The organism is Salinispora tropica CNB-440 (genome assembly GCF_000016425.1).
Lineage (GTDB): Bacteria > Actinomycetota > Actinomycetes > Mycobacteriales > Micromonosporaceae > Micromonospora > Micromonospora tropica.
In genome coordinates, this window is sequence record NC_009380.1 from 4,812,181 (window position 1) to 4,832,673 (window position 20,493).

Sequence of the window (20,493 nt, forward strand, 5' to 3'; positions counted from 1 at the left end):
GCGCGGTGAGAGCGGATCAAGAGAACGGCGGCCGACAATTCAGGCCGCGCAGTCGGCGACATCCGACGGGGGCGGTGCGCCCGTTCGGCTACGGCCGAACGGGCGCACCGATGTCAACGGTGGCCCACATGTCAACGGTGGCCCACGATTGTCAGCGGCGGCCCACGGTGAGGACCGGCTTGGTCACCTCGGCGAAGAAGTCGTTGCCCTTGTCGTCAACCACGATGAAGGCCGGGAAGTCCTCCACCTCGATCCGCCAGACCGCCTCCATCCCGAGCTCGGCGTACTCGAGCACCTCGACGTGCTTGATGCAGTCCTGGGCGAGCCGGGCCGCCGGGCCACCAATCGAGCCGAGGTAGAAGCCGCCGTGCTCCTGGCAGGAGCGAGTGACCTGGGCGGAGCGGTTGCCCTTGGCCAGCATCACCATCGAGCCGCCGGCGGCCTGGAACTTCTCCACGTACGCGTCCATCCGACCCGCCGTGGTCGGGCCGAACGAGCCGGAGGCATAGCCCTCGGGGGTCTTCGCCGGGCCGGCGTAGTAGACCGCGTGGTCCCGCAGGTACGCCGGCATCGGCTCACCGGCGTCCAGCCGTTCGGCGATCTTGGCGTGGGCGATGTCCCGGGCGACGACCAGCGGACCGCTCAGCGACAGCCGGGTCTTCACCGGGTACCTGCTCAACTCGGCGCGGATCTCGTCCATCGGCCGGTTGAGGTCAACCCGGACCGCCTCCGACGACTCCAGCTGGGACTCCGTCACGTCGGGCAGGTAGCGGGCCGGGTCGGTCTCCAGCCGCTCCAGCCACACTCCCGAGGGGGTGATCTTCGCGACCGCCTGCCGGTCCGCCGAGCAGGACACCGCGATCGCCACCGGGCAGGACGCGCCGTGCCGGGGCAGCCGGACCACCCGCACGTCGTGGCAGAAGTACCGGCCACCGAACTGCGCGCCGATGCCGAAGCCGCGGGTCAGCTCCAACACCTCGGCCTCCAGCTCCAGGTCACGGAAGCCGTGCGCGGTCATCGAACCGGCGGTCGGCAGCGCGTCGAGGTATTTCGCGGAGGCGAGCTTGGCGGTCTTCAGCGCGTACTCGGCGCTGGTGCCGCCGATGACCACGGCCAGATGGTACGGCGGGCAGGCCGCCGTGCCGATCAACCGCAGCTTCTCCTCCAGGAACTGCATCATCCGCGTCGGATTCAGCAGCGCCTTGGTCTCCTGGTACAGGTACGACTTGTTGGCCGAGCCGCCACCCTTGGCCATGAAGAGAAACTTGTACGCGTCCGGCTGCCCGTCGGGGTCCTCTGCGTAGAGCTCCACCTGCGCCGGCAGGTTGCTGCCGGTGTTGCGCTCCTCCCACATGGTCAGTGGGGCGAGCTGCGAGTAGCGCAGGTTCAGCCGGGTGTACGCCTGCCAGACGCCCCGGGAGATCGACTCGGCGTCCGCCCCGTCGGTGAGCACGTGCCGGCCACGCTTGCCCAGCACGATCGCGGTGCCGGTGTCCTGGCACATCGGAAGCACCCCACCGGCGGCGATGTTGGCGTTGCGCAGCAGGTCCAGCGCGACGAAGCGATCGTTCGGCGAGGCCGCCGGGTCGTCGATGATCGACCGGAGCTGCGCCAGGTGTGCGGGGCGCAGAAAGTGCGCGATGTCGTGCATCGCCTCGGCGGTCAACGCGGTGAGCGCCGCCGGCTCCACAGTCAGGAATCGGCGACCACCGGGGCCGTTGACGACGTCAACGCCCTCGTCAGTGATCAGGCGGTACTCCGTCTGGTCCGAACCGGTCGGCAGCAGAGGTGCGTACGAGAAGGAGGCGGCACTGCTCATGAGCGGAAAGCCTAGGGCAGAAGAGCCGTCCGGTCCCACCCGCCGGGTAGGTCCTGGGACAGCGCTCTCATCCTGCCTGGTCGGTTGGCCTGAAGGAGACGTATCCGATCTGCCGGCCCTCACCGATGATGATGCCGTTCGCTCCGACCGCGAGCGCGTTCGCTGCCGTACGGAGGTTCGCCAGTTCAGCCCCGGTACGCGGATCGAGCGCGACGAGCCGGGATGGCTCCTGTTCGGCGATGACCGCCGCGGACGGGGTGAGCACCACCCTCGGCTCCTCCTCGGCGGGGCGGCTCCACCGGGTTTCGCCGCTGGCCAGGTCACGGGCGGAGACCGAGCGCTTGTCGGCCGCGCGGACCAGGGCGTACCGATCATCAATGGCGACGATCTTCGTGCCTGGGTCGGTAACCAGCAGCAGCCGGCCGTCATAGGCGTCGAGGACCGCCTGCTTGCCGTCCGGCGACACCCCGATCAGCACACTGCGGGCGCCCAGCGGGTCCCGGCGCTGGGCGCAGCCGATGGCGTCGGCGGTGCCGAAGTTGACGCCCGACCGCTGCCAGGTTTCCCGCCCGGCCAACGGGTCCCACCCCGAGACGGCGTAGAGACAGTTGCCCTCCTCGGAGCGGGCGGTGAGCCGCAGCATCCGGCCGCCGACCACCGACAGCCGCTCGTCGCGACCGGGCTCGATGTCGACGAGCACCCGTCCGGTCGCGGTGTCCAGCACGTGCACGCGACCGTCGACCGGAAACCCGAGTAGCCCGGGCACCGGCTCCGGCCCGGAGATCTCGTTGTCGATTCGGACGGCTTCGATCCGGCGGGTGTCGAGCAGCCCGGGGTTGTCGCCGAGCAGCCCACTGCGGACCCCGGGCAGATACGCCGTCCACAGCGGAGTGTCACCGTCGGGATCCCAGGCGTGCAACGTGCAGTCGGTGGGGGCGGGGCAGCGCGCGTCGAGCAGCAGGTTCTGCCAGGTCCAGACCGCGACCGCCTCGCTGTCCCGCCGCCGGGTGGCACCGGTGACGGGGTCGAGCACCTCGTACCCCCGGGTGAGCAGCTTGCCGACAACGACGACGGCGTCCTGGCCCACACCGGCGACCGCCGACCAGTCGGCCTTGCGCTTCCAGAGCGGGCTGCCGTCGGCGAGCCGTACCGCCTCCACCCGGGTGCGCTGCTCGACCACGACGGCCTCACCGGCGACGGTGACGCTGCGCGGGGTGCCACCGACGCGTTGCTGCCAGACCACGCCCGGCCCGGCGATCGGGGCGCTGCGGTTCACCCAGTCCCACACGCCGGGAAACGGGTTCCAGACACCGCTCACCGAGAGCACGACAACCGTCACGAGCCCGAACAGCAACCACCCCGGTTTACCAAGGCCGCGCCCCTTCGCCACCGGGACACGGTAGCCGCCCACCCCGCCGGCCGCACCCCGCCGCGCCCGCACCCGGCACGCGCGGCCGCGCTCCGCCCGCTAAGGCAGAATTCCCGCCTCAACCGTTGCCGGTGGCGGGGCCAGAATCCGCCAGAGCGTCACCGTTGCGGCGAGCGACGCAACCCCGGCCAGCGCCATCACGATGCCGGGCGTGACCAGTTCGGTCAGCGCTCCGCCGGCTGCGGCAGCCAGCCCCTGCACCGCCATCAGGCCGGTGCCCAGCAACCCGAAGGCCTGCCCCCGGCGGGACTCCGGCACCGCGTCGAGAAAACGCCGGGCCAGCCCGAGCTGGTAGGAGAAGCCGGCGGTCGCGATCGTGAGCAACGCCGCCGCCGACCACAGGCCGGGCCGGGTCACGAAGGCCAACATCGGCACGCCGAGCAGCAGCGCCAGCCACGGAGTCAACGCCTCCCGACGGGCCGGCGCGACGAACCGCCCGACCAGCAGGTCGCCGACGAGCATCCCGAACGCGGCGGCCATCAACAGGATGCCGGCGCTGGCCTCCGCGTCCAGCCCGGCCGCGTACGGCACCGCGACACCCTCGGCCCCGACCAGCAGCGAACCGGGAATCCACTGCGCCAGCAGCAGGCCCCGCACCCTCCGGTCGGCGAGCAGCGCGCGGTTGACCCGCCAGGTCTCCCCGATGGCGTTTCCGGTGACCGCGCTTCCGGTGGCCCCACCCACCCGCGGCGCCCGCGGTGCCAGCCCGACCCGGGCCAGCAGGGCGGCGAGGAGACACGTGGCTGCCGTGAGCCAGAGGGCACCGTACGGCCCGACCAGCCCGAGCAGCAGACCGCCGAGGGCGAACCCGGCCACCTGGGTGCCGCCGGCCGCAATGGTGAGCACCGACCGCCCCAGCACGTACGCGTCGCCCTGCAACACCTCCGGCAGCAACGCGCTGCGGGCGGCGCTGCTGACCGGGGCGAGGAGTCCGACGACCGCGACCAGGCCGAGCATGGCCGCCGGGGAGAGCACGCCGAGCGCGAGCACCACCACCGTGGCGAGCCGGAACAGGTCATAGCCGACGATGAGCAGCCGAGGCGGCCACCGGTCGGCGAGGGCCAGCAGGAACACCCCGCCGACCGCGTGTGGCAGGAACCCGGTCACGTACGCCAACGCGGCGAGCAGCCCGGAGCCGGTGCGCTCGTAGATCAACACGGACAACGCGAGCATCTTCACCGTCTCGCCGATCATGAACACGCTGTAGCTGCCGAAGAGCACCCGGAACTCGGCGACGGCGAAGACATCCCGGAAGGTGACGGGACGGGAGTCGGTGACGATCATTCGAGCAAGTGTGGGGAGCAATCCGGCGGCGACCTATCCTTTCGTTCACCAACGAAAGGAGCGGCATGCGAATCGAGGTGACCTCGGCGGACGTGGCGGTGAGCCGATACGCCATCTCGCCGCTCGGGGAGGCGATGTCGGCGCTGCGGCTCTGCGCCGGGCAGAACACGGTCACCGGGCTGACCCCGTGGGTGACGCGGACCCGTCCCACGTTCGAGCAGCTGCGGCGAACCGTGCCGGCGGTCGACGCGCTGCTGGCGTTACAGCGTCGAGGCGCGTACAACGCGGACTTCATCCAACCGCCACCGGACGGCACGGCGCGGGAGTTCGCCGACGAACTCGCCCTGGTCCGGGCTACTCCGCTGGCGCGGGCCCGCGCCGAATTGGCCCGCAACCTCGCCGGCCACCGAACCCCACCGGCGGGCGCCCGTCGCATCTACGACTCGCCGGAGGTGGTGGACCGGCTCGCCGACGGGATCGAAGCGGCCTGGGCCACGCTGGTCGAGCCGGAGTGGCCGCGGCTGCGCGCCGTCCTGGAGCGGGACCTGCTGTACCGGGCCGGGCGGCTGCTCGCGTACGGCTGGGGCGCGGCGGTCGCGGACCTGGACCCACGGCTGCGCTGGATTCCGGGCCCGGCGGTCGGCTTTCTCGACATCGCCGACCGGGACCCGCGGACGTACTCGCTGACCGGGCGCGGAATGCTCTTCGTCCCCACCGTCTTCGGCGCCCTGATGAGCTACGTCGAGCAGCCCGGGCCGTACGCGATCGTCTACCGGGCCGCCGGGGTCGCCGAACTACTCGGGTCCCCCGACCCGGCCCGGCCGGTGGACGCGCTGGACCGGCTGGTCGGTCGGGCCCGCGCGACGGTGCTGCGCGCCCTGGCGGCCCCCGCGACGCCCAGTCAGCTCGTCGCGCAACTCGGTCTGAGTCTGGGCGGCGTCGGCGACCACCTGGCGGTGCTGCGCGAGGCCGGCCTGGTGACCCGCGCTCGCGCCGGCCGGACGGTCCGCTACCGCCGCACCTCGCTGGGGGACGCGCTCGCCGAGAACGGCTGAGTGCACCCGGTGGCCTCCGCAGCCGTCGGTGCCGTTCCCCGCAGCGCGGAGCGGAGCAGGGGAAGAACCCGGTGTGGGATCTGCTCGGCCAGGGCGATGATTGTGGAGGCGCGGCGGATGCTCTCGTGCGACACGATCTGGTCGATCACCCGTTGCAGGTCGGCGTTGGAACGGGCCACGATCCGGCAGAGCAGGTCACCGGAGCCGGTGATGGTGTGCGCCTCGAGCACCTCCGGGATCGCCGCCAGGTGGGCGACGACCGGATCGCGCCCGTGTCGTTGGCTGATCTCCAGAGTGACGAAGCTGGTCACCCCGAAACCGACAGCGGCCGGGGACACCGCGGGGCCGAACCCGTCGATCACCCCTCGCGCGACCAGCTTGTCCAGCCGCGCCTGCACGGTGCCCCGGGCCACCCCGAGGCGACGGGAGCACTCCAGCACTCCGATCCGCGGCTCCTCGGCGAAGAGCTCGATCAGGCCAACGTCGAGGCCGTCCAGCTGGACAGCATGACCAGTGTTCATGGGTACGGACCCTACCGCTTGTGCAACCTGACCAGCCTGATCAACAACAGTTGCCCAGTGACCGGGAGCACAGCGATATTCACGGGAAGAGCACGGCACTGACGGAACACGGCTGTGGCCCACCAGGCCGGCCGGTACGCGAGGGAGGGCCACCATGACCCAGGCGATCGACCGACCCCAGACGAGTGACGAGGTCGACGCCGACCTGCTGGTCGGCGCCGTTGACCACGACATCAGCCACGACCCGTTCCCGGTCAAGGGTCTCGACCACGTGCAGTTCCTGGTCGGCAACGCCAAGCAGGCCGCGCACTACTACTCCACCGCCTTCGGCATGACCTGCGTGGCCTACCGGGGGCCGGAGCAAGGCTACCGGGATCACGCTCAGTACGTGCTGACCAGTGGTTCGGCCCGCTTCGTCCTCACCGGCGCGGTCCGCCCGGACGCGGCCGGTGCCGAGCAGGTCGCCCGGCACAGCGACGGGGTCTGCGACATCGCGCTGGAGGTCCCCGACGTTGACGCGGCGCACGCGCACGCCATCGCCCAGGGCGCGATCAGCCTTGCTGAGCCGTACGAGGTCAGCGACGAACACGGCACGGTCCGGCTCGCCGCCATCGCCACGTATGGTGACACCCGCCACACCCTGGTGGACCGCTCCCGCTACCACGGCCCGTTCCTACCCGGCTACGTCGCCCGCCGACCGATCGTCGACCGCCAGCCAATGATCGACGCTGGCGTCCAGCCGAAGCGCTTCTTCCAGGCGATCGACCACGTCGTCGGCAACGTCGAGCTGGGTCGCATGGACGAGTGGGTCGAGTTCTACCAGCGGGTGATGGGCTTCACCAACATGGCGGAGTTCGTCGGCGACGACATCGCCACCGACTACTCGGCGCTGATGAGCAAGGTCGTCGCCAACGGCACCCGGAAGGTGAAGTTTCCGCTCAACGAGCCGGCGGTCGCCCGGAAGAAGTCGCAGATCGACGAATACCTGGACTTCTACCAGGGCCCCGGGGCCCAGCACATCGCGGTGGCCACCAACGACATCCTGGCCAGCGTGGACGCGATGCGCGCGGCAGGCGTGGACTTCCTGGACACCCCCGACTCGTACTACGACGACCCGGAGCTGCGGGCCCGGATCGGCGAGGTCCGGGTTCCGATCGAGGAGCTGAAGGCCCGCCGGATCCTGGTCGACCGGGACGAGGACGGCTACCTGCTCCAGATCTTCACCAACCCGGTGCAGGACCGCCCGACCGTCTTCTTCGAGCTGATCGAGCGACACGGCTCGCTCGGCTTCGGCAAAGGCAACTTCAAGGCGCTCTTCGAGGCCATCGAGCGGGAGCAGGACAAGCGCGGCAACCTGTGACAGCCGGTGGTTGGCGGCCCGCCCGGTGGCCGCCACGGCCGGGCCGCCAACCACCGTCGTTAAGGTGTCCAGGTGAGCGAGCAGAACGAGGTGACGCGGTGAGCGTCGCACCTGGCTGGTATCTGGACCCGGCCGACCCGGACACCCGGCGGTACTGGGACGGCGAGGGTTGGCTCGGCGCGCCCATCCCGGCCGAGGCCACACCCCCGGCGGGCCCGCCGCCGCCCGAGCCCGAGCCCGAGCCCGAGCCGGCTACCCGTGCCGACGAGCCCGGCCCGTCCGCCGGCCAGCCGTCCGCCGGCCAGCCGTCCGCCGCTGCGGGGCACCACGCCGCGTCCGGGTCCGGCACCCCGCCGCCGGGGTACGGGCCCCCACCGGGCGGCCCGCATCCGGGGCCTGCCGGTGGGCCACCACCCGGCGCGCCGTACCCGACCTGGCCGGGCCAGCAGCCCGAGCCCCGTCCGCACGGGCTGCCGCTGGCCGGGTTGGGAGCCCGACTGGTAGCTCGCCTCATCGACATCGCCGTCGTCCTCGCGCTGAACGTGGTGGTGAACTTCTGGTTCGTGTGGCAGTACATCCAGCAGATGTCCCCACCCATCGCCGAGGCCTGGCGCCGGATCATCGACCAGGACACCACCACCGAGCCCCTACCGGCGGCGGGTGACCAGGCCGGCGGCCTCCAGATCGCGATTCTGTTGATCGCCACGGCGCTCTGGATGGCCTACGAGGTGCCGTCGATGGCCAGCCGCGGGCAGACCTTCGGCAAACGGGTGATGGGCCTCCAGGTGCTACCGGTGAGCGCCGCCGCCCCGCTGGGCTTCGGGCGGGCGCTGCGCCGCTGGAACACGCTCGGCCTACCCACCCTGCTCTGGTTCTGCTGCGTCGGCTTCCTGTTGCAGCTCATCGACTCACTCTCACCGCTGTTCGACCGTCCGCTCCGGCAGGCCCTGCACGACAAGCGGGCGCAGACCGTGGTGGTTCAGCTACCCCGCACCCCTGTCCCGAAAGACCGCCCCGCACCCCCGGGAGACACCCCATGACCGACAACGGACGACGCCGGTCGGCGCCCCGGCTCACCCGCGCCGACCTGGACGTACTGCCCAGCTACGTACCGGGGCGCAGCCCGGCCGACCTGGCCCGCGAACTGGGCCTGCCCGAGGCGATCAAACTGGCCAGCAACGAGGTGCCGTACGGACCACTGCCCGGTGTGGTGGCGGCGGTCACCGAGGCCGCCACGAGTGCCCACCGATACCCGGACATGGGTGTGGTGGCGCTGCGCGAGGCCCTCGCCGAGCAGTACGCGGTGGACGCCGAGCGGATCGCCACCGGCTGTGGTTCGGTGGCGCTCGCCGATCACCTGGTCCGGGCCACCTGCATGCCCGGTGACGAGTTGCTCTACTCCTGGCGCTCGTTCGAGGCGTACCCGATCATCGCGGCGACCAACGGCGCGACCAGCGTACGGGTCAGCAACGACGGCGGGCACGGGCACGACCTGACCGCGATGGCCGCCGCTATGACCGACCGCACCCGGATGGTCCTGGTATGTAACCCGAACAACCCCACCGGCACCGCGGTACACCGAGCCGAGCTGGAGCGCTTCCTCGACGTGGTCCCGGACGACGTACTGGTGGTCATCGACGAGGCCTACCGGGAGTTCGTCACCGACCCGGAGGTGCCGGACGGCCTCAGCTATCGGGACCGACCGAACGTGGCGGTGCTACGGACCCTGTCGAAGGCCTGGGGCCTGGCCGGGCTGCGGATCGGCTTCCTGGTCGCCCAGCCGGAGGTGGCTGCCGCCATCCGCAAGGTGGTCACGCCCTTCTCCGCCAGCGTGGCCGCGCAGGCCGGCGCGCTGGCGGCCCTCACCCAGGCCGACGAGGTGCGGCGGCGCTGCGCTCTGGTCGTGGCCGAGCGGGGCCGGGTCACCGAGGCGATACGCAAGCTGGTCCCGGACGTACCGACCAGCCAGGCCAACTTCGTCTGGCTACCCCTGGGCGACCAGGCGGTGGAGTTCGGTCGGGCGTGCGAGTCGCGCGGCGTGATCGTACGGCCCTTCCCCGGCGACGGAGTCCGGGTCACCATCGGGACCCCGGCCGAGAACGACGCCTTCCTCGCCGCGGCGGAGGCCGCGCTCGGCTGACGCACCATCCACCCGCCGGCCCGCGACCTGCTCGGCCCGCTGTCGACCTGGCGCCCCGCTGTCAGGGTTGACAGCGGGCCGAGCAGGTTGGTGCCGACGGTTTGACGGCGGCAGATCGGGCTGGCGGCGGACGAGTCAGGTCGCGGCAAGCAGGACCGGTCGCGAGGTGAGGAAGTAGCGCTGGTCCTCCGCCTCCGAGTCGACCGGGAGGCGGAGGCACTCCACCGCCAGGTAGCCACCGACCGCGTACGCCGTGCCTGGGGCCCACGACGTGCTGTCGGAGCCGAGGGTAAGCGTGAACCGGGATCGCTGATCCCCACTGACGGAATCGAATGTGATCAGTTCGTTGCGCTCAGTTACCAGATGCACCCGGTCCGGCTCCACTGCGAGTACCCGAGCCCCACCCAGATCCTCGTGCCGCCACCGCTCGCTCCCGGTCCGCGCCTCGCGGGCCACGAGGGCGCCGTCCCGTACGCCGACGGCGATGTCACCGGCGAGCCGGGTGTCGGGCGCGTCCAGCACCGGTGCCGCCACTGGCTCTCCAGGGCCGAACAGCCACCCCCGAGCCGCGTCGTCACCCGGGCCGGTCGCCGTACGGAGGCCGGCGCAACCAGATCGACCCGAGTGGCAGCCAAGCGGGGTGACGACCAACGTCCCCCGGCCGCCGGGCGGGCTCCAGCGCGTAACGGAGCCGGTGGCCACGTCCCGGAAGTCGACTGTTGCCTCAGAGCCGCATGAGTCGACGCTCACCAGACCACCCGCCGTACTGGTGCCGACCGCCTGCTGGCACCCCGCCCGGACGTCGGACTGCCAGAGTCGCTGCCCGTCGGCCAGATTCCAGCCGGCCATCGCACCCCGGCCGACGGTGAGCACCACCGACATGTCGGCAGCCGAGGCGACGAAGAGCCCCTTCGGGTTCCACACGGTTTCCGCGCCGGTTCGCCGGGCCGCCGTGTCGTGCTCCGGCACCGGCCCGTCAGCCCGCCACGCGACCTCGCCGGTACGCCCGTCCAGGGCCACCACCTGGCCGTCCGACCAGTGGGTCACCACGGTGTGGCCGCTCGCCACAACACCGACCAGCTCGGCGGGCCAGCGGCGGTACGACCAGTACGGGGTGCTTCGATGCTCGAACTCGACCGGCTCGTCGGCATAGACCTGACGCTGGCCCGCGTACACCCGGATCCGGCCGTCCACCACCAGCGGCGCCACCGGCAGCCGCGCGACGAGGCCGGGGGCCGGAGCCGCAGCGGTGGGGTATGCGCCGGCCGCTGGGGTGCTGACCTCGGCCGGGGCGAGCACCCGGTACACCGTGGCCGCCACCGCCATCAGCACCACCACGACCACCGCCGCCACCACGAACAGCCGACGGCCCGTCGGGACAACCATGCGCACCTCCGCCCGGAACCCTACCCAGCGCGCGGCGCCCGGTCGCGGCGTGGTTGCCGGCCCGGCCGCCCGGCCCGCACAACCGGCCCGGCGGCGACGACGCGGCCACCCCAGGCCGCGATCTCACCGCCAGGCCGCCGTGTCGGCGCGGGCGGCGGTGTCGGCGCGGGCGGCGAGCTCAGCGAGATCGCGGCACAGCGCCCCGGCGACCGCCCGAGCGGCCAGGCCACCGAGGAGGAACGCGACGATCCGACTGCGGGCGCCGGAGGGGATCGCTTCCTGAGTGACCGTGACCACCGTGTCGCGCTCGCCTCGGCGCCGGGGCGGGCGCAGCGTCCAGGTCACCCGATAGTCCACCCCCGTGCCGGGCGAGGCGAGCACCAGCCGATGTGGCGGCTCGGCCTCGACCACGACGAACTCCTCGGTCAGCGCCGACCCGTCCGGCTGGGAGCGGACCTCCCGCCAGGCGGTGCCGGGGCCGAACTCGCCATCGGTCAGGACCATGCGGTCCAGGGTGGTGTGGGTGCGCACGGTCAGGTCGGTGAGCAGGCACCACACGTCGTTCGACTGCGCCTGGATAGACCGCGTGACCGTCACCCGCGACATGCCACCTCCCGTGGCGTCGACGGTACGCGCCGTGACCGCCGCGCGGGGCCCTCACCCGGCAGCTTTTGCCGGACCGCTGCCCCGCACGGCCCCGCACCGCTCAGCTACCGAGCTCTCCAGCCCGGACAGCCCGGATGAACCTCGCCCATTCCGTACCACCCACCGCGAGGGCTGGACCGGATCTGTCCTTCGAGTCACGTACGGCCACCACGCCGAGCGCCGGGACCAGGTTGTCGGCTACCTCCACACAGAGCCCCTGGTCGTTGGAGCGGCTGCTGGATCGCCAAACCGCACCTGGAAGATCGTTCATCCTTCACCCTCCTGTCGCTGTGCCGCCAACCGGCCGGAGAGCCAGACCCGGGGAGCAGGCCCGTACCGCATGGCGACGGATCCGATCGATCAACGTGACAGGAAAGGGGCCTGATCGGACGACCTGTGCGATCCGCCCGTACCGACAGAGGTTTCTCGCTCGGTACGGGCGGGCCTGGCCGCACCGGTGGGGTCGCTCCGACCCGGCGGGGCGAGGTGGGGTGACGCGGGTGGGAGGGAAGGTCTTCGCTGGTCAGCGGGGGGCGATGACGGTGCCGGTGACCTCGCCGAGGCCGACGGTCGTGCCGTTCGGGCCAGGCGCGGTGCCGGTGATGGTGATGGTGTCGCCGTCGGCCAGGAAAGTGCGTTCGCTGCCACCGATCCGGACCGGCTCCGCGCCGCCCCAGGTCAGCTCGAGGAACGAGCCGACCTGACCGCGCTCGGCGCCGGAGACGGTGCCGGAGGCGTAGAGGTCGCCGGTGCGCAGGGCCGCTCCGTTGACGGTCAGGTGGGCCAGCTGTTGCGCCGGGGTCCAGTACATCGTGGCGAACGGCGGCTCGCTCACCCGCTCGCCGTTCCACTCCACCGACAGACGCAGATCCAGCCCGAGGTGGGGCTCGTCGCGCAGGTAGTCAGCGACCGGCGGATCCTGCTCCGGCGCCGGCACGAACGCCGCGCCAAGCGCCTCCAGCGGCGTCACCCAGGCCGCGACCGAGGTGGCAAAGGACTTGCCGAGGAACGGTCCGAGGGGCTGGTACTCCCAGGCCTGGATGTCCCGGGCGGACCAGTCGTTGACCAGCACCACGCCGAACACGTGGTCGGCGAAGTCACCGACCGGCACGCGGCTGCCCAACGGACTGGGTACACCCACCACAAAGCCGACCTCCGCCTCGATGTCGAGGCGGACCGAGGGGCCGGTGACCGGGCCCTGCGGGGTCGCCCGCTGGCCGCACGGTCGGACGATCGGGGTGCCGGAGACCACGACGGTGCCGGCCCGGCCGTGGTAGCCGATCGGCAGGTGCTTCCAGTTGGGCAGCAGCGGCGGCTGGCCCGGCCGGAAGATCTGACCGACGTTGCTGGCATGCTGCTCGGAGGAGTAGAAGTCGACGTAGTCCGCCACGTCGAAGGGGAGCAGGAGCTCCACGTTCGCCAGTGCCAGGAGCAGCGGCTCGACGGCCGCCCGGTGGGTGCTGTCGGTGAGCAGCTCGACGATCCGCTGCCGTACCGCCGTCCACTGCGGACGTCCGAGCGCCATGAAGTCGTTCAGCCGAGGGCGACTCAGTGTGCCGGCGGCAAACACCAGGCCGGCCTGCTCGGCGCCACCGAGGTCCAGTACGTGGGTGCCGACGCGTACGCCCACCCGCGGCTCGCGGTCGGCGGTACGGAACACCCCGTACGGCAGGTTGTGCAGCCCGTACGGCGAGCCCTCCAGGCCGGTTACCCAGGTCATGCGTCAATACCCCCATTCACCAGCCCCAGCTGGATCAGATCGGTCAGTGGTTCCAGGATGCTGCACGAGCCGTAGCCGACCCAGAGCGGACGCGCCGCCTCCAGTCGCTGCTCGATCGGCGCGAGCAACGGCCGAGGGTCGGTAGCGGTGAGCAGCTCGGTGATCTGCTCCACGCCGGCACCCCCGGACGCGACGAGCGCGGCGGCGAGCACGTTGGCGAAGCCGTGGTGGGTGAACCCGGTCTCCGAGTCCAGGTGTCGCATCGCCTGGTGCAGCCCGGCGGTCAGCTTGAACGGCAGCTCCCGCTGCTGACACCCGTGGATCACCGTGGCCAGCTCGGTGGGCGTGGGGAAGAGCTCGGCGGCAAGCCCACCGGTCCGGAACTTCGCGGCCACCGGCAGCCCGGCGGCGCGGGCCTCGACGAGCCGGTCGAGCGCCCCCATCAGGCCGAAGGTCAGCGGAATCTCGGCATAGACGGTACGGCCGCCGAGCCGCTCCACCAGCGGGAACAACGTGGTCAGGCCGGGCTGCGGGTCCGCACCGCGGGCGGCGACGGCGACCTCGACCTGCTGGATCGTGACGCCGGGGGGCACCGCGGCGAGGGTGGCCGAGAGGCCGCCTAGTCCGGTGTCTCCGATCAGCCCGACGACGAGTTCCTCGAGCGGCTCGACCAGGGCATGCAGCTCGCGGTTAAGCACTGTGGAGGCGGGGACCAGGAGCGGGCCGACGAGTTCGGCATACCAGGACGAGCGGTGCTGTCGGTGCGCCGTAACGGCGTCGGGCAGCGACGCACTGCCGGGTGGGAAGACGGCGGCGTCGTCGACGAGGCCGGCGAGGAGTCGGGGCAGCTTCGTTGACACGACACAACAATCTACGGGACGCTAAAAGAGCGGACAATAGCGTCCGATTATCGGACACCCTGGATAATCTGCTCGGGGAGGGCGAGATGCCGTTCTACCGCCGCGTCGGCGAGGTGCCGCGCAAGCGCCACACCCAGTTCCGTCAACCCGACGGCCACCTCTACGCCGAGGAGTTGATGGGCCAGGAAGGCTTCTCCGCCGACTCCTCGCTGCTCTACCACCGGTACGCACCGACCGCGATCGTGGCTGCCGAGGTGTTCAGCCCACCGACGGTCACGGGCACGCCGAACCTTCCACTCAAGCCCCGCCACCTGCGCACCCACCAACTCGACGCGGCCGGTGCCGACCCGGTGCTCGGCCGGCGCTACCTGCTCGGCAACGACGACGTCCGGATCGCGTACGTGCTAGCCGACCAGCCATCCCCGCTGTTCCGCGACGCCACCGGCGACCACTGCCTCTATGTCGAGTCCGGCGCCCTGCGGGTCGAGTCCCCCTTCGGCCCACTCGACGCCGTCGCCGGCGACTACGTGATCATCCCGACCTCGACCATCCACCGGCTCGTTCCCACCGGCACCGAACCCGTCCGACTGTTGGCGATCGAGGCGGCCGGACATGTCGGCCCGCCCAAGCGTTACCTGTCGGTGCGCGGCCAATTCCTGGAACACTCGCCGTACTGCGAGCGGGACGTCCGCGGACCGGACACACCGCTGCTCGTTGACGGCGAGGACGTCGACGTCCTGGTCCGGCACCGACGCGGCTGGACCCGGCACGTCTACGCCAATCACCCGTTCGACGTGGTCGGCTGGGACGGACACCTCTACCCCTGGGCATTCTCCATCCACGACTTCGAGCCGATCACCGGCCGGATCCACCAGCCCCCGCCGGTGCACCAGACGTTCCAGGGCCCGAACTTCGTGATCTGCTCGTTCGTCCCCCGCAAGGTTGACTACCACCCCGACGCCATCCCGGTGCCGTACAACCACCACAACGTCGACTCCGACGAGGTGCTCTTCTACACCGGGGGCAACTACGAGGCGCGGCGCGGCTCCGGCATCGGGCAGGGTTCGATCTCGCTACACCCCTCAGGCTTCACCCACGGACCGCAGCCCGGTGCCGCCGAGCGGTCGATCGGCGTCGACTACTTCGACGAACTCGCCGTCATGGTCGACACCTTCCGCCCGCTGGAACTCTGCGACGCGGCCGCGGCCTGCGAAGACGACGCGTACGCCTGGACCTGGGCGCGGCGCGGGTAGCCGACGAGGCGCGCCGACACCCGCCCACCAACGCCCGACGCCCACCGAAGCGCTGATCCGCGCCTGCCAGCGCTGGTCAGCGCACCGGGCGGGCGAGCGCGGTAACGACGGCGAAGGCTGCCACCACGATCGCCAGGACCAACGGCCACACCGTGCCGACGAGGGCATAGAGCAGTAGCAGCACCGGGGCCGCGACGGTCGCGTACCCGGCCAGCGCCAGGGGCCGGTCGGAGCGCAGCAGCTCCGGCAGGATGGCGCGGGCCACCCCGGGCAGCTTCGCCGCGTGTCGCCACACCATCAACGCGCCGCCGAGGGCGGCCGCCGCCGCAACGGCCCGAGAAAGCCCCGGGCTGCCCACCGCGAAGCACGCGATCACCACCGCGGAGACCATCGACCAACCGGCGCCAAACACGACGAGCTGACGAAGGCCAGCAGAGATCGTCCGAACCGAGTTGATCCGACCGGGGCTGATCGCCGCCGCCTCGGCGAGGTGCTCCAGCGCCTCGCTCCACCGGCGCTGTTCCAGCCGGAGCACCCCGATGTCGTGCCGCGCCTCGGCGAGCTGCGGGTCGAGCCGCAGCGCTTCGGTGTACGCCCGCTCGGCCAGGTCGTACAGCTGTAGGTTCGCCGCGACCAGCCCGAGCACCAGGTGCCCCGCCGGCTCCTGTGGGGCCAGCTCCACCCCTCGCCACGCCGCGTTCAGCGCGGGCTGACCATTGCGGGAACCGGCCAGAATCGCCGCGCCGCTGCGCTGGGCGTACGCGTCGTCCGGCCCCAGGGTGAGAATTCGGTCCGCGGTCCGGGCCGCCTCCCCGTGCTCGGTCAGGTCGGCCAGGGCCATCCCGCGAGCGACCAGGGCGGGGACCGAGTCCCCAGCGACAGCCAGCGCACCGTTGGCGGCGGTGAGCGCCTCCGCGGGCCGCCCCGCCGCGAGCTGCACCCGGGAGAGCGCCATCAGCACCGCCGCGTTGTCGGCATCGAGCGCGTGGGCGAACCCCAGCTCCGTGACGGCCTCGTCGTAGCGGCCGAGCTCGGCGAGGAGCTGGGCTCGCTGGAGGTAACCGTCGACGGCGGAACGGTCAGAGGCGGGTTCGCTGGACATCGCTGCGAGCCTAGGCGGCCGGGGCCGCGTACACCAAGGCCACCGCGATGCCGGTCAGGCCCTCGTCCCGGCCGGGGAAGCCGAGCCCGTCGGTGGTGGCGGCGGAGACACTCACCGGGGCACCCACCGCCGCCGAGAGCACCTGCTGCGCCTCGGCCCGACGTGGTCCGATCTTGGGGCGGTTCCCGATCACCTGCACCGACACGTTGCCGATCGTGTAGCCGGCGGTCCGCACCCGGCGGGCGCTCTCGCTGAGCAGGGCCACGCCGGAAGCACCGGACCACTCCGGCTGCCCCACCCCGAAGTTGGCGCCGAGATCGCCGAGCTCGGCGGCGGAGAGCAACGCGTTGCAGGCGGCGTGGGCGGCGACATCCGCATCCGAGTGCCCGGCCAGACCGTCCTGCCCGGGCCAGTGCAGGCCGGCAACCCAACATGGTCGACCGGACTCGAACGCGTGCATGTCGACGCCGATGGCAACCCGCGGAACGATCACCACCCGAGGGTACGCGTCAGCGGCCCATCGCCAGCAGGTGCTCGGCCAACGCCAGGTCGAACGGGCGGGTGATCTTCAGGGCGTGCTCGGAGCCGGGTACGCAGACCACCGGCACACCGAGCTTCTCGACCAGACCGGCATCGTCGGTGAGCGGGTCGGTCGCGGCGGCGTGCGCAGTGGTCAGCACCCCCCGCCGGAACCCCTGCGGCGTCTGCACCGCCCGCAGGGCGGAACGATCGACCGTGCCGAGGACGCGTTCGCCGACACCGATCTCCTTGATGGTGTCGACCACCGGCAGTACCGGAATCACCGCGTCGTGACCGGACCGGACCGCCGCGGCGACCGATTCGACCAGCCCGGGCGGGGTGAGCGCTCGGGCCGCGTCGTGCACCAGCACGATCTCGGGGCCGGCGGGGACCGCAGCGAGCGCGGCGGCGACCGAGGCCTGCCGTTGTACGCCGCCCGCCACCACGGTGACCGGCGCCACCGGGGCCAGTAGCTCGCGTACCGCGACCAGGTCCGCCGCCGGAGCGGCCACCACCACGGTGTGCACCGACGCGGCGGCGGCGAGCCGGCGGACCGCGTGCACCAGTAGCGGCTCCCCGCCGAGCAGCCGAAGGGCCTTCGGCCGGCCGGGGCCCAGCCGCACACCGGCACCAGCCGCAGGCACGAGGACCGCGACGTCACCGCGCGGATCAAGCTGCGCGGTCACGTCGCGGTCCTCGATGATTTCCTCATGGCAGATCGGGTACGACACTCAGGTGCGGATCAGGCTTCGGTCAGCACCTTGTCGAGCAGCGTCTCCGCCTCGTCCTTGGTGCTCTTTTCGGCCAATGCGACCTCACCGACGAGAATGTCGCGGGCCTTGGCGAGCATGCGCTTCTCGCCTGCGGACAGCCCCCGCTCCCGCTCCCGACGCCACAAATCACGGACAACCTCGGCCACCTTCAGCGGATTACCGGAGGCCAGCTTCTCCAGATTCGCCTTGTAACGCCGTGACCAGTTGGTCGGCTCCTCGGTGTGCGGAGCCCGGAGAACGTCGAAGACCTTGCCGAGGCCCTCTTCGCCGACCACCTCGCGCACACCCACGATCTCGGCATTCTCCGCGGGAACCCGGACCGTTAGGTCACCCTGCGCGACCCTGAGAACGAGGTATTGCTTCTCCTCGCCCTTGATGACCCGAGTCTCGATTGCCTCGATGAGTGCGGCCCCGTGGTGGGGGTAAACAACGGTCTCGCCGACACTGAAAACCATAGGTTCGAAACCCCTTTCGCTGTGTCTAGGGTAACACGCTCAGACACCGGTGTCTCACCGCTGCCCTGACCGTTGGCGCAGCTCAGGGGCCCTGTGAGAGGGATTTCTTCAGCTTGACAGGCAGCCAGACCGAAGTAATAAACACGCTCCGTGACGGCAATATGCTGCCACGGTTGGGTGACGAAACCCGGGATCTGGGGCGATGCACTCGACTCATCGTAGCCCGTGTCCCCGGCACGCGCCCACGCCTGGCGGGAGTAGGCCCGGTACGGCAGGCTGAACGAGAGCCCGCCTCAGGCTCGCCAAGAATCCAGGGGGTTCGATGGGCAGGCCCGCCGCAGACGACGACTCCGGACTGCCGGACCTGCCGCCCGAATGGGGCCGGGTGGTCGTACCCAACAACGCCGCCGAGCTCTCGGCCGAGGCCGAACAGATCCGCCGAGAACTGAACCGGCCGACCCCGTCCGGTTCGGTCGTGCCCACGCTGCTGGCACTCCTGGTGGTAATGGTCACCGTGTTGGCCGGGCTGAGCGCGACCATCTGGGCCCAGTCACCCCCCGCCCCTTTGGCGTCAACCCCCGCCACCCCCGCACCGCCAACGGATCTGATCGGGCGGACCATGCCCGCGTTCGACCTGGTGGACAACGGTCAACCGGTGCCGCTGCGGGGTCTGCTGCCCGCCGTTATCCTCCTCGCCGACGCGTGCGCCTGCCCAGCCGAGGTGGCCAGCACCGTCGCCGTCGCGCCGCCCGGGGTCACCGTGATCGCCATCAACCCCGACCCCGCCGTACGCGACGCACCCCCCGCCCCGCCGAACACCCTTCGCGCGCTCGACGACCCGGCCGACGGGTTACGAGCCTTCCTGCGCCTACCGCCCCGGGCCGACGTGGTCAGCGCGCTGCTCGTGGACCGCTCCGGCACCGTGCGGAAGCTGGTCCCCGAGCTCCACTCCACCGCCGACTACGAACCCGAACTGGCCCGCCTCGCCAACTGACCCGAACCCGCACCAACCGACCACGACAGCGGGAGCCCGACCGCCGCCGGACCTGCAACCGGTGCCACGTCGGGCCCACTCATCCGCGACGGTCGACTCAGACGGGCCCTTCGAGTAGGGCCGCGTACAGGGTCAGGCCAGGGCCGAAGGCCAACATCACCACCCGTCGCGCCGGATCGACCGCTCGGCGCAGTCGGTCCAGTGCCAACAACACCGTCGGCGACGAACAGTTGCCGTGCTCTGCCAGCGTCTCCCGGGACGCCGCCAGGGCGGCCGCCGGCAGGGCGAGTTCCCGCTCCACCACGTTGAGAATGCGGGGGCCACCCGGGTGCACCGCCCAGCCGTCCACCTCCGATCGGTGCGTGCCGTGCCGGGCGAGCAGGCCGTCCACCAACGCCCGTACCTGCGTGGAGAGCACCTGCGGCACCTTCGGCGACAGCCCCATCCGGAATCCGGCATCGGTGACATCCCAGGTCATGTGATCGGCGGTGGAGGTGTCGGTCACCGAGGCGACCTCACGTACCGCATACCCGGGGCCGCCGGGTACGACAACGGCGGCCACCGCGGCGTCGGAGAAGAGCGCGTGCGAGACGATCTGCTGGGTGTCCACCCGGGCGGTGGAGGGCTGAATGTGCAGGCTGGTCAGCTCGGCGCAGAGCAGCAGGGCGGGTCGACCCCGGGCGGTCACGAAGTCACTCGCCACGCCCAGCCCCGGCAACGCGGCATAGCAGCCCATGTGGCCGACGAAGACCCGCTGCGTGCCCGGCGCCATGCCCAGGTCCCGGGCGAGGAGGATGTCCAGCCCCGGGGTTGCGTAGCCGGTGCACGAACACACCACGAAGAGCCCGACGTCCCCGGCGGCCAGACCGGCGGCGGTGAGCGCCCGTCCCACCGCCTCCTTGCCCAAAGGCAGGGCCTCCACCTGATAACGCCGCATCCGCCGTTCGGTTGGCCAGTCGGAGACATCCTCCAGCAGCGGATTCACCGCGGCCTGCCGGCGGTTCACCCCCGAGTTGGCGAAGATCCGTTGAGCCAGGGCTCGGGTGGTTCCGGAGAAGTGCCGCGCGAAGAAGCCGTCCCACAGCTCACCCTGGTCGGCGGACGGCGGATGCGCCGTACCGATTCCCGCGATCACCGGCACGGCCATGATGCCCACCCTTCGTCTCGATGTCCCAGCA

General features: G+C 71.5%; 20 protein-coding genes. 6 read left to right on the plus strand and 14 right to left on the minus strand.

Translation table 11 applies throughout. The features are described from left to right. Nucleotides 1-151: 151 nt before the first annotated feature. The 3 genes from STROP_RS21410 to STROP_RS21420 form a co-directional block, all read right to left on the minus strand. Nucleotides 152-1,819 carry a fumarate hydratase gene (locus STROP_RS21410; RefSeq protein WP_026275288.1) on the minus strand — a complete coding sequence of 556 codons (1,668 nt, stop codon included), beginning with the start codon at nucleotides 1,817-1,819 and terminating at the stop codon, nucleotides 152-154. 67 nt (nucleotides 1,820-1,886) lie between these two features. Then, a complete protein-coding gene (locus STROP_RS21415) occupies nucleotides 1,887-3,260 on the minus strand; it encodes an outer membrane protein assembly factor BamB family protein (RefSeq protein ID WP_043535527.1) in 1,374 nt (457 codons plus the stop codon). 27 nt (nucleotides 3,261-3,287) lie between these two features. Next, complete coding sequence (locus STROP_RS21420) at nucleotides 3,288-4,532, minus strand: MFS transporter (protein ID WP_026275290.1); 1,245 nt, start codon at nucleotides 4,530-4,532, stop codon at nucleotides 3,288-3,290. Nucleotides 4,533-4,597: 65 nt separating this feature from the next. On the opposite strand from STROP_RS21420, the gene STROP_RS21425 reads away from it, so the two are divergent. Next, entirely contained in the window at nucleotides 4,598-5,587 is a 990-nt protein-coding gene (locus STROP_RS21425) for an ArsR/SmtB family transcription factor (RefSeq protein ID WP_012015440.1), read from the plus strand. On the opposite strand, the gene STROP_RS21430 is transcribed toward STROP_RS21425, so the two are convergent. After that, nucleotides 5,542-6,108 carry an Lrp/AsnC family transcriptional regulator gene (locus STROP_RS21430; RefSeq protein WP_012015441.1) on the minus strand — a complete coding sequence of 189 codons (567 nt, stop codon included), beginning with the start codon at nucleotides 6,106-6,108 and terminating at the stop codon, nucleotides 5,542-5,544. The two genes, STROP_RS21425 and STROP_RS21430, sit on opposite strands and share 46 nt — an antisense overlap. A 154-nt stretch (nucleotides 6,109-6,262) precedes the next feature. On the opposite strand from STROP_RS21430, the gene hppD reads away from it, so the two are divergent. The 3 genes from hppD to hisC all read left to right on the plus strand — a co-directional run bounded on the left by hppD (nucleotide 6,263) and on the right by hisC (nucleotide 9,608). Continuing rightward, a complete protein-coding gene (gene hppD / locus STROP_RS21435) occupies nucleotides 6,263-7,468 on the plus strand; it encodes a 4-hydroxyphenylpyruvate dioxygenase (protein ID WP_012015442.1) in 1,206 nt (401 codons plus the stop codon). Nucleotides 7,469-7,566: 98 nt separating this feature from the next. Beyond that, nucleotides 7,567-8,508 carry an RDD family protein gene (locus STROP_RS21440; RefSeq protein WP_012015443.1) on the plus strand — a complete coding sequence of 314 codons (942 nt, stop codon included), beginning with the start codon at nucleotides 7,567-7,569 and terminating at the stop codon, nucleotides 8,506-8,508. Continuing rightward, nucleotides 8,505-9,608, plus strand: coding sequence for a histidinol-phosphate transaminase (gene hisC, locus STROP_RS21445; RefSeq protein WP_012015444.1), 1,104 nt, complete (start codon nucleotides 8,505-8,507; stop codon nucleotides 9,606-9,608). Before STROP_RS21440 ends, hisC begins: the two co-directional genes overlap by 4 nt. A gap of 135 nt (nucleotides 9,609-9,743) precedes the next feature. Here hisC and STROP_RS21450 read toward each other — a convergent pair whose 3' ends face one another. The 5 genes from STROP_RS21450 to STROP_RS21470 all read right to left on the minus strand — a co-directional run bounded on the left by STROP_RS21450 (nucleotide 9,744) and on the right by STROP_RS21470 (nucleotide 14,219). Further along, on the minus strand, nucleotides 9,744-10,994 hold the full coding sequence (locus tag STROP_RS21450) for an outer membrane protein assembly factor BamB family protein (protein WP_026275291.1): 1,251 nt from the start codon (nucleotides 10,992-10,994) through the stop codon (nucleotides 9,744-9,746). Between the two features lie 123 nt (nucleotides 10,995-11,117). Next, nucleotides 11,118-11,600 (minus strand): SRPBCC family protein, encoded by a 483-nt coding sequence (locus tag STROP_RS21455; RefSeq protein WP_018831156.1) that lies wholly within the window; start codon nucleotides 11,598-11,600, stop codon nucleotides 11,118-11,120. 100 nt (nucleotides 11,601-11,700) lie between these two features. Continuing rightward, nucleotides 11,701-11,910: a DUF397 domain-containing protein gene (locus tag STROP_RS21460; RefSeq protein ID WP_012015447.1), complete on the minus strand. Its 210-nt coding sequence runs from the start codon at nucleotides 11,908-11,910 to the stop codon at nucleotides 11,701-11,703. A 252-nt stretch (nucleotides 11,911-12,162) separates the two neighbouring features. Further along, nucleotides 12,163-13,359: a fumarylacetoacetase gene (gene fahA, locus STROP_RS21465; RefSeq protein WP_012015448.1), complete on the minus strand. Its 1,197-nt coding sequence runs from the start codon at nucleotides 13,357-13,359 to the stop codon at nucleotides 12,163-12,165. Continuing rightward, on the minus strand, nucleotides 13,356-14,219 hold the full coding sequence (locus tag STROP_RS21470) for a hypothetical protein (protein WP_012015449.1): 864 nt from the start codon (nucleotides 14,217-14,219) through the stop codon (nucleotides 13,356-13,358). The genes fahA and STROP_RS21470 overlap by 4 nt, the downstream gene beginning before the upstream one ends. Before the next feature lie 86 nt (nucleotides 14,220-14,305). Between STROP_RS21470 and STROP_RS21475 the strand changes: the two genes are divergently transcribed. Continuing rightward, the gene (locus STROP_RS21475; protein ID WP_012015450.1) at nucleotides 14,306-15,472 is read left to right on the plus strand and encodes a homogentisate 1,2-dioxygenase; all 1,167 of its coding nucleotides are present in this window, start codon (nucleotides 14,306-14,308) and stop codon (nucleotides 15,470-15,472) included. A gap of 76 nt (nucleotides 15,473-15,548) precedes the next feature. On the opposite strand, the gene STROP_RS21480 is transcribed toward STROP_RS21475, so the two are convergent. The 4 genes from STROP_RS21480 to STROP_RS21495 are packed head-to-tail and all read right to left on the minus strand — an operon-like array spanning nucleotide 15,549 to nucleotide 18,321. Continuing rightward, nucleotides 15,549-16,574: a tetratricopeptide repeat protein gene (locus tag STROP_RS21480; RefSeq protein ID WP_012015451.1), complete on the minus strand. Its 1,026-nt coding sequence runs from the start codon at nucleotides 16,572-16,574 to the stop codon at nucleotides 15,549-15,551. A gap of 10 nt (nucleotides 16,575-16,584) precedes the next feature. Next, nucleotides 16,585-17,070, minus strand: coding sequence for a 2-C-methyl-D-erythritol 2,4-cyclodiphosphate synthase (gene ispF, locus STROP_RS21485; RefSeq protein WP_012015452.1), 486 nt, complete (start codon nucleotides 17,068-17,070; stop codon nucleotides 16,585-16,587). A gap of 13 nt (nucleotides 17,071-17,083) precedes the next feature. Continuing rightward, on the minus strand, nucleotides 17,084-17,779 hold the full coding sequence (gene ispD, locus STROP_RS21490; RefSeq protein WP_043535690.1) for a 2-C-methyl-D-erythritol 4-phosphate cytidylyltransferase: 696 nt from the start codon (nucleotides 17,777-17,779) through the stop codon (nucleotides 17,084-17,086). 56 nt (nucleotides 17,780-17,835) lie between these two features. Continuing rightward, nucleotides 17,836-18,321, minus strand: a complete 486-nt coding sequence (locus tag STROP_RS21495) for a CarD family transcriptional regulator (RefSeq protein ID WP_012015454.1) — start codon at nucleotides 18,319-18,321, stop codon at nucleotides 17,836-17,838. Nucleotides 18,322-18,643: 322 nt separating this feature from the next. On the opposite strand from STROP_RS21495, the gene STROP_RS21500 reads away from it, so the two are divergent. After that, entirely contained in the window at nucleotides 18,644-19,315 is a 672-nt protein-coding gene (locus STROP_RS21500) for a hypothetical protein (RefSeq protein ID WP_012015455.1), read from the plus strand. Between the two features lie 97 nt (nucleotides 19,316-19,412). On the opposite strand, the gene STROP_RS21505 is transcribed toward STROP_RS21500, so the two are convergent. Next, entirely contained in the window at nucleotides 19,413-20,462 is a 1,050-nt protein-coding gene (locus STROP_RS21505; protein ID WP_026275572.1) for a type III polyketide synthase, read from the minus strand. Nucleotides 20,463-20,493 lie beyond the last annotated feature (31 nt).

Bases quoted from the DNA above. Each gene is read 5' to 3' on its own strand.
- STROP_RS21410 (WP_026275288.1), bottom strand. From the start codon at position 1,819: ATGAGCAGTGCCGCCTCCTTCTCGTACGCACCTCTGCTGCCGACCGGT.
- STROP_RS21420 (WP_026275290.1), bottom strand. From the start codon at position 4,532: ATGATCGTCACCGACTCCCGTCCCGTCACCTTCCGGGATGTCTTCGCC.
- STROP_RS21425 (WP_012015440.1), top strand. From the start codon at position 4,598: ATGCGAATCGAGGTGACCTCGGCGGACGTGGCGGTGAGCCGATACGCC.
- STROP_RS21430 (WP_012015441.1), bottom strand. From the start codon at position 6,108: ATGAACACTGGTCATGCTGTCCAGCTGGACGGCCTCGACGTTGGCCTG.
- hppD (WP_012015442.1), top strand. From the start codon at position 6,263: ATGACCCAGGCGATCGACCGACCCCAGACGAGTGACGAGGTCGACGCC.
- hisC (WP_012015444.1), top strand. From the start codon at position 8,505: ATGACCGACAACGGACGACGCCGGTCGGCGCCCCGGCTCACCCGCGCC.
- STROP_RS21450 (WP_026275291.1), bottom strand. From the start codon at position 10,994: ATGGTTGTCCCGACGGGCCGTCGGCTGTTCGTGGTGGCGGCGGTGGTC.
- STROP_RS21455 (WP_018831156.1), bottom strand. From the start codon at position 11,600: ATGTCGCGGGTGACGGTCACGCGGTCTATCCAGGCGCAGTCGAACGAC.
- STROP_RS21460 (WP_012015447.1), bottom strand. From the start codon at position 11,910: ATGAACGATCTTCCAGGTGCGGTTTGGCGATCCAGCAGCCGCTCCAAC.
- fahA (WP_012015448.1), bottom strand. From the start codon at position 13,359: ATGACCTGGGTAACCGGCCTGGAGGGCTCGCCGTACGGGCTGCACAAC.
- STROP_RS21475 (WP_012015450.1), top strand. From the start codon at position 14,306: ATGCCGTTCTACCGCCGCGTCGGCGAGGTGCCGCGCAAGCGCCACACC.
- STROP_RS21480 (WP_012015451.1), bottom strand. From the start codon at position 16,574: ATGTCCAGCGAACCCGCCTCTGACCGTTCCGCCGTCGACGGTTACCTC.
- STROP_RS21495 (WP_012015454.1), bottom strand. From the start codon at position 18,321: ATGGTTTTCAGTGTCGGCGAGACCGTTGTTTACCCCCACCACGGGGCC.
- STROP_RS21500 (WP_012015455.1), top strand. From the start codon at position 18,644: ATGGGCAGGCCCGCCGCAGACGACGACTCCGGACTGCCGGACCTGCCG.
- STROP_RS21505 (WP_026275572.1), bottom strand. From the start codon at position 20,462: ATGGCCGTGCCGGTGATCGCGGGAATCGGTACGGCGCATCCGCCGTCC.